The following is a 17,068-nucleotide window of genomic DNA, read 5'->3' on the forward strand; positions in this document are numbered from 1 at the left end:
GACACTGGAAAACACTGATGGCAACCCCTGAATACGCGCTGCAGGCGGGCTTCGACGGCGCGTCGCTGGCGAATGTTGAAAAGCTCGCCCAGCGCCGGCTGCGCCAGCGACATGCACTGGTCATCGGCCTGCGGGTACTGGTGCTGGTAGTCGTGCTGGGTGGATGGGAAACGGGCGGGCGGCTGAAATGGATCGATCCATTTTTCTTCTCGATGCCGTCGGCGATCTTCGCGCAGATCGTCGACTGGTTCGTGAACGGTACCTCTCAAGGCCCGCTGCTACAGCAGGTTTGGGTCACCCTTGAAGAAACTTTCCTCGGTTTCCTGATCGGGTCGATCGGCGGCATCGTGTGCGGCGTAGCGCTTGGCCGCAACAAGCTGTTGTCCGATGTGTTCAGTCTCTATATCCAGATCGCGAATTCCATCCCGCGCGTCGTGCTCGGCTCGGTGTTCGTGATCGCGCTTGGCCTCGGCATGGCTTCGAAGGTCGCGCTGGCGGTCGTGATGGTGTTCTTTGTGGTATTCGGCAATGCCTTCCAGGGCGTGCGTGAAGCCGACCGCTACATGATTGCGAATGCGCAGATCCTCGGTGCCTCCAGGCGTCAGTTGACTACTTCGGTGGTGATTCCATCGGCGCTGTCGTGGATTCTCGCGAGTTTGCACGTGAGCTTCGGATTTGCGCTTGTCGGTGCGGTGGTTGGCGAGTTCCTCGGTTCGAAGCAGGGCATCGGCCTGCTGATCTCGACAGCGCAAGGTGCATTTAATGCGAGTGGTGTGTTCGCAGCAATGATCGTGCTGGCGGTGGTCGCGCTCACCGCGGACTATCTGCTCACCGCGCTGGAAAAGCGCTTGCTGAAGTGGAGACCCGCGGCATTCTGAACTTCACCTGGCGGGGGAGGATACCGCCACCCGAGGCCTTGCGCTCGTCGACGACGAACCGGGCGCAGGCGCCATCGACATCCATTTTTCCCCCGTTTTCGCAAGCATCTTTGCATCTCGAGCGCGCAGATCACGACGTTGCGTGGTCCGGTTACATCCTGCGCAGCAACGATGCCCCATAGCGAACGCCGATTTTGTGACGTACATCAGTGAATACACGTAGTTGTGCAAAAGATACGGGAAAGGTGCTTGAAGGATTGAGGTAACTAGGATTGCGTTCATCGGCCGAGGGGGCGTCGTCTGGAAATCTGGCGGCAGTCGCGGCAGACGACGAGAACGAAAATTTTGACGTAGTAAATTGAGGAGACGATCTTGAAGAAAAAGTATCTGGCTTTGGCCGTCACGGCAGGCGCTTTCGCGGCGACCGGCGCGCACGCACAGTCGAGCGTCCAGCTTTATGGCCTGATGGACCTGAGCGTTCCTACCTATCGGACGCACGCGGACGCGAACGGCAATCATGTCATCGGCATGGGCAACGACGGCGAACCGTGGTTCAGCGGCAGCCGCTGGGGCTTGAAGGGCGCGGAAGACATCGGCGGAGGCTCGAAGATCATTTTCCGGCTGGAGAGTGAATTCGTAGTCGCCAACGGCCAGATGGAAGATCCGGGTCAGATCTTTGATCGTGACGCATGGGTCGGTATCGAAAATGACACGTTCGGCAAGATCACGGCAGGGTTCCAGAACACCATTGCACGCGACGCATCGACGATCTACGGCGATGCCTACGGCAGCGCCAGGCTGACGACGGAGGAGGGCGGCTGGACGAACTCCAACAACTTCAAGCAGATGATTTTCTACGCGGCCAGCGCCACCGGCACCCGTTATACCAACGGCCTCGCATGGAAGAAGCTGTTCAGCAATGGCATCTTTGCGAGCGCAGGCTACGCATTCGGCAACACAACGACGTTCAGCTCCAACTCTAACTACCAGGCAGCGCTTGGGTACAACGGTGGCGCGTTCGACGTGTCGGGTTTCTATAATCACGTCAATCGCGTTGGCTTTACGAACCAGACGTGGTCGGTGGGTGGCAACTACAACTTCGGTATTGTGCGCGCCAATGCGGGTTACTTCCGTTACCTGGGCAATCAGGGTTCGCTCGGCCAGCGTCAGGACAACGCATGGACGGTGTCGTTCAAGCTGGCTCCGAAAGGTCCGCTCGACTACGAACTCGGCTATCAGCAGATGCGCGTGCATAACGCCGCATACAACGCCGACGGCAATATCCCGAACGCGAACATCGGCGCTTTCGATCCGGCGTCAGGACTCCACAATGGCTTCAAGGAAACGCTGTACGGTTCGATCTTCTATCATGTGTCCAAGCGCACTGAAGTGTATCTGGCCGGCGATTACATGAAGCTGCATGGCGGCTATACAGTCGGAAGCACGTTCGGCTCGAACAATCAGCTCGAACTGACGACGGGCGTGCGCACGCGCTTCTGATCCGGAATCGGAGCCTCGCAGCGGTTCCGTCTAACGATGTTCTCCTGCTTGCGGCCGCGGACCTGTCCGTCGGCCGCTTTTTTTCTGCTCAGCGGGTCGAGGAAGACAGCCATGTTCAGAAATACCACTATCCGGGCAGCTCTGACGATCACGATCGCCGGCTACACGGCAGCGCTGATGCTCGTGATCGCAACATCGATCGCGGGTCTGAAAACGGCCAACACGGCGCTCGACAAGATGTACAGCGAAGAGACGGCCGCGCTGCGGCACCTTACCGCCAGCAGCGAAGCGCTTCTGCAGGTGCGGGTGGATCTCGGCGCGTACGAAACGCTCGTCACGCAGGGAAAGCCAACCGACGCGGTACTCGCGCGAGTGCATGCCGAGCAGACGGCCAGCGATCGTGAGCTGGCGGCCTATGCCGCGCAGCCGCCGGCGAATGAGGTTGAGCGGAAGCTGACTGACACGCTGCGCACGAAGCGCGAGCAATTGATGAAACAGGCGCTTGCCCCTGAAATCACGGCGCTCGACCAGAACGATTTCATGTTGTTCCGGACAACGCAGCGGCAGGCGCCCGACACATTGTTCAGTGACTACGGGAGCGCCGCGCTCGCGCTCGAGGATTTTCAGGCCGGGCAGCAAAAAGCACGCTTTGCGTCCGCACAACAGCATTTTTATATGCTGCTCTGGCTCTTCGGCGCGATCGGGTCTGCCGCGATGGTCCTCGGCCTCGTCGCGCGATTCGCGTTGACGAATTCGATCGTGCGGCCTATCGATGCCGCGATCCGTCATTTCGAGCGCATTGCCGCGGGTGATCTGGCAAGTGAAATCAAAACGCTGCGCGTCAACGAGATGGGACGGTTGATGGCGGCACTCGCCCGTATGCAGGTGGGGCTCGTTGCTGCCGTGAGTCAGGTGCGTCAGGGAACGGCGGCAATCACGCACGGCGTGCGCGAGATCGCGAGCGGCAATGCCGACCTGTCGACGCGCACCGAGCACCAGGCGGCGACGCTGGAGGAAACCGTATCGAGCATGGATGAGTTGACGGCGACGGTCCGGCAAAATGCCGATAACGCGCGGCAGGCCAGTGCGCTTGCGGAAAACGCGTCGGAGATCGCGGCACGCGGCGGCGACGTCGTCGGCGAGGTTGTCGACGTGATCGCGGACATGTCGTCGAGTTCAAACCAGATCGTCGATATCATCGGCGCGATCGAGGGCATTGCGTTCCAGACCAACATACTCGCTTTGAATGCGGCTGTCGAAGCAGCACGTGCAGGCGAGGAGGGACGCGGATTCGCGGTGGTCGCGGGCGAAGTGCGCGCGCTCGCGCAACGTTCGGCCGCTGCGGCGAAAGAGATCAGGGAGCTGATCGGCGATTCGGTTGCGAAGGTGCGCAACGGTGCCGAACTGGCGGCTCGCGCCGGCAAGACAATGGCCGAAATCGTCACAGCGGCCCGCAACGTCACCGGCATCGTCAGCGAAATTAGCGTGGCTTCCGAAGGACAGTCGCTCAGCATTGATCAGATCAATCGTGCGATGACGCAGATGGACAACGCGACGCAACAGAACGCTGCGCTGGTTGAGCAAGCTGCAGCTGCGGCGGCGTCGCTGGAAGATCAGGCGCGCGCGCTCGACGATGCGGTGGCAGTGTTCAGGCTGCGTGAAACCGACAAGCCGTCCGCCGGGGAACCCAGCAGGCAGAACTGGGTCGCGCCCGAGCTGTCGCCGGCGAGCGCATGACGACCCCCGGCAGAGCCGGACACTTTCTGGGCGAGGGCCTCACGCATCACTGGAAGGGTGTTTCGGCCAGGTGACTGGGGTCCGGGAGCGTTGACCGACGTGTGGCCATCGGCGCAGATGGCCACCGCTTGAGGCTGGCGGCGTCCAGGGTTTTATCGCGCAACGCTCTGCTCTTCCTGCAACAACGTTTCCGCGAGAATCATGTCGAAGGCATTCGTCGGCTTGATGGCTGCACGTATGAGCGGCCGGAAAACGGCGTCGCCCCGACGCACCGGAACACCCGTCAGCCCGCAAACGCCCGAGGTGCGCGCGAAGCCGGCCCGCCACGTCTGATCCTGATACCGGCCGAGCGTCGAATCGCTCCACGAAATGAGGATCGTGCGTGCCGTCTGCCACTCGATGTGGCTGATGGACGAAGCATTGGCCATCGCGCACGGCTTCGGATTGCGGAAGTTTCGCGATGCATGAAGCGCTGGCCTGCGAGTCAGGCGCGTTGTATCGGGAGTACATCCGCGCAACCAGTTGACGATCTGAAACCAGGGGTCGGTTCTGCTCATGTTCAAGCTCCTTCGATGGACGCAGACAGACGGCGTTACGCTTCGCCGGCGTTGTCCGGCGGCACGAGCGCAACCACGTTCACGATCCCCTGCCGTGCCATCTTGGTGTAAGGGCAAAAGCGTTCGGTGTTGCGGACCAGTTCCTCGGCGACGGCGCGCTCGACACCGGGCAGACGGATGCGGGTGTACGCCGTCAGCATGAACAGGCCATCGATCGGGTCGCGGCCGAAATCGACCGTGACTTCGACCGAAGCGCCTGGAACCGGAATGCCCGAACGTGCCGCAAGCAGACTCAGCGCACCGTGGAAGCAGGCCGCGTAACCCGCGGCGAACAGTTGCTCCGGATTGGTGCCGCCATCAGGCCCGCCCAGCGCCTTCGGCAATCGCAGATCGACTGCGAGCTGGCCGTCGTCGGAACGCGCGATGCACGACGCGCGCCCGTGACCCGCGTGGCCGCCCGTCACGGTGACAGTAGTCGAATACAGCGTCTGGGTGTCTTGCCCGTGATACCTGTCGAGCAGCGTCAGCGGCGGTGGACGCAAGGTGGTCATGGCGCGCGTCGTCTGTGGCTGCCGCTTATTTCGCGGCCTGTGCCTCGGCAAACCACGCGTCGAAGTTCACGGTGCCGAGACGTGGGTTGGCGCCTGGGACGAGCGTGTCGTCCTGCAACTCTGCACCGAAGTAACGTGCGGTTGCATCTTCGACGGCCTTGCGCGAATCGTGACTCGCCGAGAGGAAACGCTGCACCATTTCGGCAAGCCGCACGCGTTCCGGACCAGCGATCTCCACGACGCCGTTGAGCGGTTCGCCGACTGCAAAGTCCGCGACGGCGGCCGCCACATCGTCCGATGCAATCGGCTGGAAAAGCGCAGGTGACAGCCGTATGGTCTGGCCGTCGCTACCCGATTGAACAATGCCGCCGAGAAACTCGAAGAACTGGGTCGAATGGACGATCGTGTACGGCACACCCGATTCGCGGATCAGCTTTTCCTGGGCGATCTTGCCGCGGAAATAGCCGCTTTGTGCGAGGCGGTCGGTACCGACGACGGACAGCGCGACGTGATGCGCTACGCCCGCGGCAATCTCCGCAGCAAACAGATTCCGGCCCGATGTCTCGAAGAACTCGAGCACAGCGGCATCTTCGAACGAAGGTGAGTTGGCCAGATCGACCACGACGTTTGCGCCCGCCAGCGCTTCGTTCAGACCTTCGCCCGTCATCGTGTTGACGCCCGACGCGGGCGAGGCCGCAACGACGGCATGACCGCGTGCGCGCAGGTCCTTGACGACTTTACTGCCGATGAGTCCCGTGCCACCGATCACAACGATCTTCATGATCTTTCTCCAAGAGCTTGTGCGCGGCTGTCAAACCGCGGCCAGTTTGTCGCATCCGGCTTACATCACATCACTACGTGTGGGACTGCCGGCGCTTTGCCGGACTCGCCGCGATTCGCACGGCGTCCGTACAGGAAGCATCATAGGCATGCACTTCGACTCGCGGTAGAGTCGCCGAGGGACCCACCGTGTTGCATCGGGAGCATCAATCAAGGCATCGTCGATCTGGGTATCGTCAATCGACTGTCGATAACATCGTCATGGTCGTCAGACACTGCAAGTCGAGCGCTCTGGTGTGTTCAGTCATGTAATCGACGAACACACGGATTCGGGCAGGAAGATGCTTGCGGCTGAGATAGCAGAGGTAGTGACCGCCGTCGTCGGGCGCGTGCTGCGCGAGACTACTGATCAACTGCCCGCCGCCAAGCAGATCGCAAACCTGATAGGCCGGCAACTGCGCGATACCCAGCCCGTCAAGTACCGCCTGCAGGATCAGATCCGCGTCGTTGAACGTGTGCAGCGCGACGGGCTGGCGCCGCTGTACAAGACCGTGGACCTTGAACTCCCACTCCCTGACGCGGCCCGACGGCGTCTGGAAATTGATGCAGCGATGATCGCCCAGTTCGTCGACATGGCGCGGCAAACCATGAGCCCGTGCATAGGCAGGCGATGCGCAGACAATCATCTGCATCGGAATCAGTTGCCGCGCGACGATCCCGCTGCCTTCCATGCGTCCATCGCGAAACGATACGTCGATGCGATCGACGGTGAAGTCTGCGGGACGGTCGCTCAGCAGCAACTCCAGTGCGATCTCGGGATATTGCGCGTGAAAGCCCCGCAGCAGCGGCGCGACAATCTTGCGGCCGAAGCCGGGCGTCGAGCCGATGCGCAGATGGCCGCGCGGTGGCCCGTTGCGCAGCTCGCGCATGTCTTCCAGCGCCTGGACGATTCGCTCCACGCCCGGCTGGCAGTTTTCGTAGAAGAGTTCGCCCTCGCGCGTCAGCGAAGTGCTGCGTGTCGTGCGCAGAAAGAGGCGCGCGTCGAGCTGGGCCTCGAGCTTCTGCACGTTGCGGCTAACCGCGGAACGGCCGATGCCGAGGCGATCGCCCGCGCGGGCAAAGCTGCCTTCGTTGGCAACGGCCAGAAAAGAAACGACGCCTGCGTAACTGGTTGCAAAGCTGCTGGCGAACGGATCGTCGGCGCCGCAGACGGATGGGCGTGATGTGTAATCTGACATGGAAGTGCAAGTCGTGGAGTCCATACGCGACTAGACGTACGAGCGCTTCCATTTGTGACATCGTCCACCGATTTTTTTGCGGCGGATGTGTGGACGTGCTGACGGCCTTACTTCTCCGGCACGAGAACGGGCGCGCCCTTGTCCTTCAGCAGCAGCACGATGAACTTTGCCGGCTGGGTCTGGCTCGCGTTGCGTCCGACCGTGTGAATATCGTTCGGACCTTCATAGAAGGTCTGTCCGGGCGTCAGCGTGACTTCCTTGCCGCTCTTTAGAAGCCGTCCGCTCAGGAAAGGTTCGCCTTGTCCAGACCGAATGCCTTGTCGGACGAGCCCGGCACCGTCTTGAACGCGACGTTCGCACGGTTCCATCCGTTGATGGCCATCACTTCGAACGTCAGGTCCGACAGTTCCTTTTCTGAGAACTGGGTACGTACGCGTTCGTAGATATCGTCGGGTACGCCGTGTTCGGGAAGCTTCGTCAGCACTTCCGCCCAGGCAAGCGCGGCGCGTTCGCGCGGTGCGAAGAGCGTCGACTCGCGCCACGTCGCGAGATGATGGATGCGCAGTTCCCGCTCGCCGTGGATGCGCGCTTCCTTCACGTGCATGTCCAGGCAAAATCCACAGCCATTGATCTGCGACGCCCGGATCGAGACGAGGTCACGGATCGATTCTTCGATTGCGCTGTCCTTCAGCAGCTCGCTGAGCTCGACGAACTTCTTGACCAGTGCCGGTGATTGCTGAAAATAGTTGATACGCTGCGTCATGATTTCTCCTGGCGACGATGAGTGAACACCCGTGTTTATCGAGTGCCGTTAGCGGCAAGAGCCGCAACAAGTCATCGTAGACGGACGGGGCGTGTCGCGGTAGACATGCGAACGGGCTCACGGTGTTGCCCGCGCGGCACCAATCCACGACATGCGCCGCGCGTGCGCGCCGGAGAGATATCAGTGTTCAACCGTTGGCGCATGCCGCTGCGATGCGCGCCAGCTTGTCGGGGTTGCGCTGCATGTGGATGCGGACGATGCGCTCGCCGTCAGTTTCGAACGATTGCGCCGATTCGAGCTTGCCTTCGATAAAGCGCAGCAGCGCCCACTGACCGTTCAGCACCACGAGCTTGACGCCGAGTTCGCTGCCGTAACGTCGCGACGACGCGTAGAACAGTTGTGCGATGCGCTGGCCGCCCACCATCGGTTGTGAGAAGCTCGGGACTTTGCCGCCGCCGTCGCCAATCAGCATCGCGTCTTCGGCCAGCAATGCATTGATCGCATGGAAGTCGCCGCGCTGCAGCGCCTGCGCGAAGGTCTGCAGCAGTCGAAGATGCGTCTCGCGCGGCACTTCGTAACGCGGGCGTTCGTCGCGTAGTTGCGCTTTCGCACGGCTTACCAGTTGACGGCACGCCGCCTCCGTCTTGCCAATCGCTTCAGCGACTTCGCCATAGTCCGCGTCGAAGACCTCGCGCAGCAGGAACGCCGCCCGTGCTTCCGGCGTCAGCCGCTCGAGCAGCATCAGAAAAGCGACGGAGACGTCGTCGGCGCGCTCCGTGAATTCCTCGGGCGTAGCCGGCGAGTCGGTTATCTGGGGTTCGGGCAACCACATGCCCGTGTAGTGTTCGCGTTGAATCTTCGCCGCGCGCAGACGGTCGATGGACATCCGCGTCGTGACCGCGACGAGCCACGCTTCCGCGTTGTCGATGCCTTCGCGGGCCGCCGCGTGCCAACGCAGCCAGACGTCCTGCACGATATCTTCGGCTTCGGCAACAGACCCCAGCATTCGATAGGCAATCTTCTGCAATCGGGGGCGGAGCCCGTTAAAGGCATGTGCGTCGTCGTCCATGAACAGACTTCCTGGTGCGTTAGAGGCACAAGCGCCGCTCGAACAAGGTGCTGACAGTTGCATATTGCCACGGATGGGACGACGCATTGAGATGCCCGGCACTGTCACAAGCTGCCTCCCAGGCTCGCTGCCATCGTTGACGCAGACGGTCAGCCGTTCCCCGGCGGCGTCCAGGGAAACGAGGACACCGCGCACTGAATGCTACGGTGTTCCCGCACAGCCGGGACTTCGATGCAGCGGGATGATAAGCTTCCGCTATCGTTCGGCCCATTCTGGGTTGCATCGACACCTGGCGGGCTCCGGGGAGCCGGCCGTTACGAGCTGGCGCTCGCGCCGGCTCGAGAGGAGAAGCTCATGCCGGCGCGCTCAATTGCCTCCTTATCCCTGTCCTTCGGTCTTGTCTCCATTCCCGTCAGGCTCTACTCCGCGACCGAGAGCGCCTCCGACGTCCGGTTTAACCTGCTGGCGCCTGACGGCTCCCGCGTGAAGCAGCAGTATGTCTCCGAGTCGACAGGGGCTGTCATCGAACGCGCTTCGATGAAGAAAGGCTACGAGTTCGAGAAAGACAAATTCGTCGTATTTACCGGTGACGAGCTCAAGGCGCTGGAGGAAAGCGCCAGTCATGTCGTCGAGATACTGGCTTTCATACCAGAGAAAGCGGTCGACCCGGTCTATTACGACAAGGCGTATTTCATCGCGCCCGACAAACGGGGCGGCAAGCCGTACAGTCTGCTGCAACAGGCGCTGGCTGAAAGCGGCCGTTGCGCGCTTGCCAAATGGTCTTTCAAGGGCAAGACCCGGATCGTCCAGGTGCGGCCGAACGATAACGGGCTTGTTTTCCAGCAGTTGCTCTATGCGAATGAGGTTCGATCGCTCACGGATTTGAGCATCGAACACGTTCCGGTGTCGGCTGCTGAACTTAAGCTGGCGCTTCAAATCATCGAGCAGGGTATGGAAGACAACTACGACCCGGCGGCCTACGAGGACGAAGAGAAGGAGCGCATTCTTGCGGCCATCGACAGAAAGATTGAGGGCAAGGAAATCATCTCGACGGAGCCGGAAGAGGCGGTTTCGAGTGGCGAGGTCATCGATCTGATGGAAGCATTGCGCGCCAGTCTTGGTAGGGGAGGTGCAAAGGCCAAAACCACTTCTGCGCCCAGGCGCAAGAGTGCTGCGCCCGATACGGAAATTGCCGCTGTGCCCAAGGTGCGAAAGCCCGCGGCCCGCTCTCCGAAGACACCGGCCGAAGTTCCAGCAAAGGTGCGGGCCCGGAAGTGACGCGACGACACACCGCGTACGACATTTCGCTAACCCGGTTGCAGTCGATGCTGGGCGTTTCCCGGCGTGTGGTTTCCAGCCTGGTTGCCGCCGGCTTTGTTACGCCGTCGCGCGGGCCACGCAACCGGCTACAGTTCACGTTCCAGGATGTCGTTCTGCTGCGTACTGCATTGCAGTTGCGTATGGCGAAGATACCTCCGCGAAAGATAGTCAACGCTCTTTTGAGACTGAAGGCTGAATTGCCGGATGAACTGCCTCTCTCGGGCATCCGCGTCACGGCTGTGGGCGACACGATTGCAGTCAGGACTGGACCGTCTCAATGGGACGCAAACACTGGACAGTTTTTGCTTGATATTGAAGTCGCCGACATCAGGGGAGATGTCGTGTTCCTCGACACGATGCCAGGGCAGAAGGAAGCAGCGCTTCAAGCAGGGGAATGGTACGACCTCGGCGAGCAGTTGAGGGAATCTGATGTCAAAGGTGCCGAGGAGGCGTACAGGAAGGCGTTGGAGCTCGCGCCCGAGCCGTTTTACGCTGCCTACGTCGACCTGGGTGCGCTGCTGTGCGAAGACGAAGCGCGATGCGAAGACTCGCTTCGCGTCTTCGACGAAGCGTTGTCGCATTTTCCTGATGACGCGGTATTGCATTTCAACCGGGCTGTCGCGCTCGACGGGCTCGGTCGGTTGGATGACGCTGCGCAGAGCTACGAGCAATGTCTTGAGCTCAATCCGTCCTACGCCGATGCGCATCACAACCTTGCCATTCTTCGCGACAAACTTGGTGACAAGCAGGGCTTTGTACGCCATTTGAGCGCCTGGCGCCGGTTAAGCAACTGAAGCCCCGAACAATACTGATGTCTTCTCGTTCCGGATTTGTCCGTCGACGGTTATAGTGAAGCTATGGCTGCGGGGGCGAGCGTCCTGTTCAGGCAATGCAGGTTTTACGGAGGGTCCACAGGATGGCGACAGATATTGGTTCGGCCCATAGTCCGCAGGGACACATATCGGAGTCGCTGCTGACTCTGGCCGAGTATCTCGAACTCTCGCTCGACGCAGGAGCGTGCGTCGTGATGCTGCGCCACAGTACGGACGTCTGCGCTGTTTATGTCGGCGACCCGGCGGGCACTCAGGACGATTTGACTCGCCGGGGAACGATTTCGGCAGGCATGGCCGACGAGATACTTACGATAACAAATGCCGGCGCAAACCGAATAGCAATCGGCGAACAGACGTACCAGTTTGTTCGCAGCTTCACGCAAATCGAGGATAGCGGAGCCGTGGTCTTTTCGCCGGTTTAGCGCTGGGCACTGTTCGCTTCATTCATTGCTTTCGGCAGGCCCTCACTTTCAGACTCTCGTCTGCGCGCCTTGTCGCGCTCGAATCCCCGCGACGCGACCATGAGGCGCCACCTCACGCCGGTCGCAGCCGTCGCGTCTTGCGCGTCATTCGGCGCCGCGAACGATTCGCAGATCGCGCTCGACGGCGTCGCCCAAGGCCCCAAGCGCTTTCTTGTATGCATCGCTTTCGTATGCGGCAACCGCCTGCTCGTAGGTCGGAAACTCAATCACGACAGTCCGCTCCTTCAAGCCGTGCTCACGAACCTCGTCGGCTAAACCGCGCACGATGAATTTGCCGCCGGCGGCTGCCACAGCGGGGGCTGCCAGTTGTGCGTACGCTGCCAGCTTCGACGGGTCCCTGATCTCGCGGTATGCGGTCACCCAATATCCTTTGCTCATTTGAATCTCCTTGTTCTGGGGGCGAGAAAGCAATTTTTGCGTTTGCAAAACAGCGAGCGAATTATGTCACGTGTCGGCATCCCCATTTGTTCACGCGTGCGACGCCGACTACGCGTTTTACTTCCTGCTGAACTCGCGCTGGAACATGGGGCAATTCAGGGTGTGCTGACTGCGGCGGGCGTTTTCGGCGCCGTAATCATTTGCCACAGCGAAGGCCGCGGAGTTCGAGGGCCATGTGCAGATCGTTGATGGAGCTGGTGAAGCGCCGTCAGGCGTTGCGTTCGCCCGCTCCCGGAAGCCAGGCGGCCTCGATGTCGGAACTGTTGTAACCCGGCGTTCGGGCCGGATCGTGCTGCGCGCACGTGGACCTTAATCGTTGTCCTCCTCGTGCTGATGATGTTTCTAGTTCTTGTGCCAGCCGTTGTCATGCCAGTGCGTGCGGTCCCTGTAGTCGCCGCCCGCAACCGGTCATCGCGCGTACACGACCGGAGGCTCCGGATACACGGCTGGAGGCCCCTGGTACACGACCGGAGCCGATTCGAAGACGACGGTTGGCGGCGCTTCTTGCACAGGAACGTGCCGCGCCGAACGGCGGCGATCCTGCGTGGTGAAATCACCCGCACGACCAGGCCGCCCCGTAGCCAGCTGCGGTGCAGCAAAATCCCGGGAAGGTGCAGCGCCGTGATCGAACGGAGCGGAAGACGCATGCCGGGCGATCTCAGCACGGGCAGCCGCAGTTCCACGAGCGGAAGCTGACGATGATGGCGCGCCATGACCGGACGAAGACGTCGGTCGCTTTGGCGATGTCGATTGGGTGATGCCGAACGCCTGCCGCACGCTCGCCACAAAGCGCGACGCCCAATTCCCGCGATTCTGGGTTGCGACGTTGCTCGCTTTGCCAGGTCGTCCTGTAGCCGGCCGCGGTGCAGCAGAATCCCTGGAAGGTGCCGCGCGGCGCTCGAACGACCCGGAAGGCACAGGCGGGGCGAGTTCGGCACGGGCGATTGCGGTTGCGCGAGCAGGAGGTGCGGTCGATGGCGTGACCTGACCAGACAAGGAGACTTGTTGCGTCGACGATGCCGGTTCGGTTATCCCAGGCACCTGCGGTGTGCTCGCCTTCGCTTCGAGGTAGGCGGGCTGATCATGGTTGGACCAGACAGCATACGTGGCGGTAGCCACGACCCCGAGGGCCAATGCGCTTACCGGCGCAACCCAAAGCGCAGGGCGGCCGAACCACGCAGGCGGTGCGGCCGGTACCGGATCAGCTGCAAGACTGGCGCCCACAGCCAGGCTACCTGCACCCAGATGCAGCAACTCCGGCTGTCCGGATTCGGCGCCAGGCCTCGACTCATTTCGTCTGATCTTTCGATAGACTTTGCTCGCACTTGCTTGCAGCCGCGGGAACCGCCTGAAAAGGATGATGAGAGAAACGATGACGCACATCAGCGTATTGGTCAGATTCATCCAGAACATCCCATTTGGGATCCCCCGGCTCATTTCGAGAAGCATGAGCGCGAACGTGCCATTGCTGAAAGTCCAGCTTCCCCAGCTCAGCAGACTGTGGCTGCGCACGTCCGCTTCCCTCGCGAGGAGTTTGCCGATCGTCGGAAGGTACGTGAGGATGCGCGCCCCATTCCAGAACAGGAACATCGCGCTAAGTGCCTGGATGTAGAGTTCGTGAGACATCTCGACTCCCTTGCCGTGCATGGCGGACGGCCCACGGGCTCCGTCGCAGACACCCGGGGTATTTCGTGCGAGGCTCCTGTTCGATGAGGAGCTGCACTTGTCGGGATCGCCGTTTGGGGCGGCAACTTACGTACGCCTGTCAGGCGAACCCGACCGGGGAGGCTGCTGTGAAAGCACGCGCCTGGATACTCCGATTTCAACCGTCCTTTCCGATTTCAGCAGTCCTTGTGCCAGACCTCCGCAAACGGGAGGTACCTGAACGGGTTGCCTGAGCCTTGCGAACCTTGCAGCGCGGGATGGGTCCCGGCGCCGCGTTGAGGCGAACCTGTCACGAACCGCGTGGCGCGGGAGCGGGAGATCGATGTGCCGGCTAAACACTGGGCGGCCATGCCCGTCGCGAGACGCAGAGGGTCAGATGAAAAGCATCCCAACACCGCGTCCGGAAGCCGGTCCGGTGGTCCTGCCTGTCGGCCGCGCGGATGGCAACGTTTTTACAACTCACAGGTTCATGATAGAAAATTTATCGCAACGTCGCTGATCCCCATCTTCTACCGCCCGTGGAGGTTAGCGGATAGCCGGCTTGAGTCTGCTGCTGCCGTTCGACATTCGGATGAGTGCGTCGCAGGTGGCTTAGGCACGTGGCGGGTCCTAAAGGTCCGCGTGGCCAGCATTGCGACAGGAGAGCCATCGGCGTGGCGTCCTGGTCGCGTCCACGGTTTCGACGACCTCGCGCCACCACCGCTCTCCGCGGTGCGGGGCGGCCAGTTCCAGCCGCTCGCCCATGCGGGGCGTCGAGAGGGCAATGCCGCGCGCAGCGGCGAGCCCCATCACACGCTCGAACGGCTCCTGCCAGCGATGCATCGCCAGATCGAACGTGCCGTTGTGAACCGGCACGAGCCAGCGTCCGCGCAGGTCCACGTGCGCCTGTACGGTGTCGTCCGGCTGCATGTGTACGTAGGGCCATTGAGCGTCGTACGCGCCCGTTTCGATCAGCGTGACGTCGAACGGGCCAAGCCGCTCGCCGATGGTCCTGAAACCGTCGAAGTAACCCGTGTCGCCGCTGAAGAACACGCGCAGATCGCTGTCGACAATGACCCATGAGGCCCACAACGTGCTGTTGCCGTCGAAAATGCTGCGCCCGGAGAAATGCTGGGCGGGTGTCGCCGTGAACGCGAGGCCGTCGATGTCGACACCCTGCCACCAGTCGAACTGGCGTACTTTCGACGCATCGATACCCCACTCGATCAGCCGGTCGCCGACACCCAGCGGCGTCAGGAACACGCTCGTCGTGGCGGCGAGCGCCAGCACGGTCTCACGGTCCAGATGGTCGTAATGGTCATGCGACAGAATCACGCCGCGTAGCGGCGGCAAATCTTCGAGCGCGATGGGCGGTGCATGAAAGCGCCGGGGACCGAACCGCCGGAACGGCGATGCACGTTCGGCGAATACCGGGTCGGTCAGCCAGAACTGACCGCGCAGCTTGAGCAGCATGGTCGAATGCCCAAGACGGTACAGGCTGCGGTCGGGCGCGGCGTCGAGCTGTTCGCGCGTCAGCGCGTCGACGGGCAGGGTGCCTGCCGGAACAGTCCCGTCCGGCTTTCTGAACAGCACATTCCACGCGATGCCCAACGTCTTTCCGATGCCTTCGGCCGGACGCGCCTTGACGTTGCGAAAGCGCTCGCCGTCATGCTGCGCCGAGGAGCGGGACAATTCACGCCCGCGTCGCGCGGCGGTCAGGCCCAGGGCACGTTGGATGAAGCCGGTAATCGATGTCATATCAGGCGTCCAGCTACAGAAAGTAGACTAGTCAGTGTAATTTATTTTCGAGAAAAGTAAACCGTCCAGTGTAAAATTTAACGATGGACGACAACGCCACCCATCAGCGCCTGACCGATCGCAAGCGCGCGGCCATCATCGCCGCGGCTATCGAGGAATTTCGCGCCGCCGGCTTCGAGGCGACCAGCATGGATCGCATTACAGCCCGCGCGGGCGTGTCAAAGCGTACGGTCTACAACCACTTCCCAGGCAAGGAAGCGCTATTCGCTGCGATCCTGCAGCAGTTGTGGAATGCGAGTCACGCGGCAGAGGCGCCCGCCTATCGCGCCGACCAGCCCTTGCGCGCGCAGTTGCTCCAACTGCTGTCACGAAAGCTGAGCCTGCTGAATGACGAGGCATTCCTGTCGCTCGCACGTGTCGCGATCGCGGCGGGCATCCATTCGCCTGAACGCGCGCGCGACATGGTGGCGCGTATGGGCGAGCGCGAAGAAGACCTGACGGTCTGGATACGTGCAGCCGCCGCGGATGGCCGCCTCAGGACGCCGGATCCGACGTTCGCGGCGCAGCAGTTGCAGGGTCTCGTGAAGGCGTTCGCGTTCTGGCCACAGGTGACGATGGGGCAACCGCCCCTCAGCAAGGACGAACAGAAAGACGTCGCAGAATCCGCCGCCGATATGTTTCTCGCGTGCTACGCGTGATTGACGCACGACGGGCGCAACGCCGTCGTTCCCGCTGGCTACGCCAGACGAAGCTTGTGCTCTAGCAGCAGGACGAAGTCCTCGCCACCGATGCGCGCTGCCACGAATCTGAGAACGGCTTGGCCACTGTGCTCCCGGGGAAAGCCGCGCAGGTAAAAAAACGACTGGACATGAGAAGGGCGAGTGGCACGCCATCTCTGATCTTCCACGAGCAAGGGTGCGTCGACAGGCGTAGCGGCCGAAGTTCTTTTGCACGCGCTTCTACTCTTATCAAGGTCTGCGTGGTTTCGCGCGCTTCGGCGACGTCCTGTCTGTAGCTCGAAGATACAAGTCAACTGATCGGCACTGCCCGCAGCGACTGCGCTGTCGCGCCGTGCCGATTTAGGCAGAATCAACACCGAAACACGCCTGCCAAAACTAACAACATGGATCGGTAAAGGCGAGCTCGACTACTGTTGCAAGCATCATGGCAGCCGCATTGGCGGGAGGCGGCTCGACCTTTGTGGGGCGGTAGATCGCATCGCCCGCGGCGATGCCTTGTCCGCTCAAGGCGCATATACCCGATCGTTTGGCTGTAGCAAGGCGCCAAACCTGTTCGCCGTACTTGCAACCTCGGGGGTCGCTCCACGATACGGTGGCCGTTCGTGGACTGGGTTGATCGAGCAGCGCGATCACAACGTCGCCATTCTTGACCGGCAGACTGCGCGATCCGTGCGAATCGACTATATGCCTGACTCGAGCCGTCAATTGATGCGCGCATCCCGCATCGAGTTGGCCGACAGTGCGCTGCCATGCAATGTCGGCCGTCACGTATTGATCCAT

16 protein-coding genes and 1 pseudogene are annotated in these 17,068 nt (G+C 61.6%); 7 read left to right on the forward strand and 10 right to left on the reverse strand.

All coding sequences use genetic code 11. From position 1 onward, the window contains the following. Positions 1-17 precede the first annotated feature (17 nt). The 3 genes from P3T21_RS24415 to P3T21_RS24425 all read left to right on the forward strand — a co-directional run bounded on the left by P3T21_RS24415 (position 18) and on the right by P3T21_RS24425 (position 4,115). Positions 18-878 carry an ABC transporter permease gene (locus P3T21_RS24415; RefSeq protein WP_429258530.1) on the forward strand — a complete coding sequence of 287 codons (861 nt, stop codon included), beginning with the start codon at positions 18-20 and terminating at the stop codon, positions 876-878. Positions 879-1,250: 372 nt separating this feature from the next. Next, positions 1,251-2,378, forward strand: coding sequence for a porin (locus tag P3T21_RS24420; protein WP_429258531.1), 1,128 nt, complete (start codon positions 1,251-1,253; stop codon positions 2,376-2,378). A 111-nt stretch (positions 2,379-2,489) separates the two neighbouring features. Continuing rightward, entirely contained in the window at positions 2,490-4,115 is a 1,626-nt protein-coding gene (locus P3T21_RS24425; RefSeq protein WP_429258532.1) for a methyl-accepting chemotaxis protein, read from the forward strand. 152 nt (positions 4,116-4,267) lie between these two features. On the opposite strand, the gene P3T21_RS24430 is transcribed toward P3T21_RS24425, so the two are convergent. From P3T21_RS24430 to P3T21_RS24460, 7 genes and pseudogenes are all read right to left on the reverse strand, one after another. After that, positions 4,268-4,672 (reverse strand): DUF3331 domain-containing protein, encoded by a 405-nt coding sequence (locus tag P3T21_RS24430; protein ID WP_429258533.1) that lies wholly within the window; start codon positions 4,670-4,672, stop codon positions 4,268-4,270. Between the two features lie 35 nt (positions 4,673-4,707). Beyond that, the gene (locus tag P3T21_RS24435) at positions 4,708-5,223 is read right to left on the reverse strand and encodes an Ohr family peroxiredoxin (protein WP_429258534.1); all 516 of its coding nucleotides are present in this window, start codon (positions 5,221-5,223) and stop codon (positions 4,708-4,710) included. A gap of 25 nt (positions 5,224-5,248) precedes the next feature. Further along, a complete protein-coding gene (locus P3T21_RS24440) occupies positions 5,249-6,004 on the reverse strand; it encodes an SDR family oxidoreductase (RefSeq protein ID WP_429258535.1) in 756 nt (251 codons plus the stop codon). A 235-nt stretch (positions 6,005-6,239) separates the two neighbouring features. After that, a complete protein-coding gene (locus tag P3T21_RS24445; protein WP_429258536.1) occupies positions 6,240-7,241 on the reverse strand; it encodes a LysR substrate-binding domain-containing protein in 1,002 nt (333 codons plus the stop codon). 107 nt (positions 7,242-7,348) lie between these two features. Then, a pseudogene (locus tag P3T21_RS24450) lies at positions 7,349-7,513 on the reverse strand (cupin domain-containing protein); the annotation flags it as partial. Positions 7,514-7,524: 11 nt separating this feature from the next. Continuing rightward, positions 7,525-8,004 (reverse strand): carboxymuconolactone decarboxylase family protein, encoded by a 480-nt coding sequence (locus tag P3T21_RS24455; protein ID WP_429258537.1) that lies wholly within the window; start codon positions 8,002-8,004, stop codon positions 7,525-7,527. 187 nt (positions 8,005-8,191) lie between these two features. Beyond that, entirely contained in the window at positions 8,192-9,073 is an 882-nt protein-coding gene (locus P3T21_RS24460) for an RNA polymerase sigma-70 factor (protein WP_429258538.1), read from the reverse strand. A 354-nt stretch (positions 9,074-9,427) separates the two neighbouring features. On the opposite strand from P3T21_RS24460, the gene P3T21_RS24465 reads away from it, so the two are divergent. The 3 genes from P3T21_RS24465 (at position 9,428) to P3T21_RS24475 (ending at position 11,648) form a co-directional block, all read left to right on the forward strand. Continuing rightward, positions 9,428-10,351, forward strand: a complete 924-nt coding sequence (locus tag P3T21_RS24465) for a Ku protein (RefSeq protein WP_429258539.1) — start codon at positions 9,428-9,430, stop codon at positions 10,349-10,351. Positions 10,352-10,398: 47 nt separating this feature from the next. After that, the gene (locus P3T21_RS24470; RefSeq protein ID WP_429258540.1) at positions 10,399-11,187 is read left to right on the forward strand and encodes a tetratricopeptide repeat protein; all 789 of its coding nucleotides are present in this window, start codon (positions 10,399-10,401) and stop codon (positions 11,185-11,187) included. 122 nt (positions 11,188-11,309) lie between these two features. Next, the gene (locus P3T21_RS24475) at positions 11,310-11,648 is read left to right on the forward strand and encodes a hypothetical protein (protein ID WP_429258541.1); all 339 of its coding nucleotides are present in this window, start codon (positions 11,310-11,312) and stop codon (positions 11,646-11,648) included. A 144-nt stretch (positions 11,649-11,792) separates the two neighbouring features. On the opposite strand, the gene P3T21_RS24480 is transcribed toward P3T21_RS24475, so the two are convergent. Both P3T21_RS24480 and P3T21_RS24485 read right to left on the reverse strand, forming a co-directional pair. After that, positions 11,793-12,086, reverse strand: a complete 294-nt coding sequence (locus P3T21_RS24480) for a DUF1330 domain-containing protein (protein ID WP_429258542.1) — start codon at positions 12,084-12,086, stop codon at positions 11,793-11,795. A 2,334-nt stretch (positions 12,087-14,420) separates the two neighbouring features. Further along, a complete protein-coding gene (locus P3T21_RS24485; protein WP_429258543.1) occupies positions 14,421-15,548 on the reverse strand; it encodes an MBL fold metallo-hydrolase in 1,128 nt (375 codons plus the stop codon). An 83-nt stretch (positions 15,549-15,631) separates the two neighbouring features. On the opposite strand from P3T21_RS24485, the gene P3T21_RS24490 reads away from it, so the two are divergent. After that, entirely contained in the window at positions 15,632-16,246 is a 615-nt protein-coding gene (locus tag P3T21_RS24490; RefSeq protein WP_429258544.1) for a TetR/AcrR family transcriptional regulator, read from the forward strand. A gap of 417 nt (positions 16,247-16,663) precedes the next feature. On the opposite strand, the gene P3T21_RS24495 is transcribed toward P3T21_RS24490, so the two are convergent. Then, on the reverse strand, positions 16,664-17,068 hold the full coding sequence (locus tag P3T21_RS24495; protein WP_429258545.1) for a DUF3331 domain-containing protein: 405 nt from the start codon (positions 17,066-17,068) through the stop codon (positions 16,664-16,666).

Origin of the sequence: Paraburkholderia sp. GAS334, from assembly GCF_050436625.1 — a bacterium.
In the GTDB taxonomy this organism is placed as follows: domain Bacteria; phylum Pseudomonadota; class Gammaproteobacteria; order Burkholderiales; family Burkholderiaceae; genus Paraburkholderia.

Excerpts from the sequence above, each read along its gene's own strand:
- P3T21_RS24445 (WP_429258536.1), bottom strand. The coding sequence starts at position 7,241 with ATGTCAGATTACACATCACGCCCATCCGTCTGCGGCGCCGACGATCCG.
- P3T21_RS24480 (WP_429258542.1), bottom strand. The coding sequence starts at position 12,086 with ATGAGCAAAGGATATTGGGTGACCGCATACCGCGAGATCAGGGACCCG.
- P3T21_RS24470 (WP_429258540.1), top strand. The coding sequence starts at position 10,399 with ATGCTGGGCGTTTCCCGGCGTGTGGTTTCCAGCCTGGTTGCCGCCGGC.
- P3T21_RS24455 (WP_429258537.1), bottom strand. The coding sequence starts at position 8,004 with ATGACGCAGCGTATCAACTATTTTCAGCAATCACCGGCACTGGTCAAG.
- P3T21_RS24495 (WP_429258545.1), bottom strand. The coding sequence starts at position 17,068 with ATGGATCAATACGTGACGGCCGACATTGCATGGCAGCGCACTGTCGGC.
- P3T21_RS24475 (WP_429258541.1), top strand. The coding sequence starts at position 11,310 with ATGGCGACAGATATTGGTTCGGCCCATAGTCCGCAGGGACACATATCG.
- P3T21_RS24490 (WP_429258544.1), top strand. The coding sequence starts at position 15,632 with ATGGACGACAACGCCACCCATCAGCGCCTGACCGATCGCAAGCGCGCG.
- P3T21_RS24430 (WP_429258533.1), bottom strand. The coding sequence starts at position 4,672 with ATGAGCAGAACCGACCCCTGGTTTCAGATCGTCAACTGGTTGCGCGGA.
- P3T21_RS24440 (WP_429258535.1), bottom strand. The coding sequence starts at position 6,004 with ATGAAGATCGTTGTGATCGGTGGCACGGGACTCATCGGCAGTAAAGTC.
- P3T21_RS24435 (WP_429258534.1), bottom strand. The coding sequence starts at position 5,223 with ATGACCACCTTGCGTCCACCGCCGCTGACGCTGCTCGACAGGTATCAC.
- P3T21_RS24465 (WP_429258539.1), top strand. The coding sequence starts at position 9,428 with ATGCCGGCGCGCTCAATTGCCTCCTTATCCCTGTCCTTCGGTCTTGTC.
- P3T21_RS24485 (WP_429258543.1), bottom strand. The coding sequence starts at position 15,548 with ATGACATCGATTACCGGCTTCATCCAACGTGCCCTGGGCCTGACCGCC.
- P3T21_RS24425 (WP_429258532.1), top strand. The coding sequence starts at position 2,490 with ATGTTCAGAAATACCACTATCCGGGCAGCTCTGACGATCACGATCGCC.
- P3T21_RS24460 (WP_429258538.1), bottom strand. The coding sequence starts at position 9,073 with ATGGACGACGACGCACATGCCTTTAACGGGCTCCGCCCCCGATTGCAG.
- P3T21_RS24415 (WP_429258530.1), top strand. The coding sequence starts at position 18 with ATGGCAACCCCTGAATACGCGCTGCAGGCGGGCTTCGACGGCGCGTCG.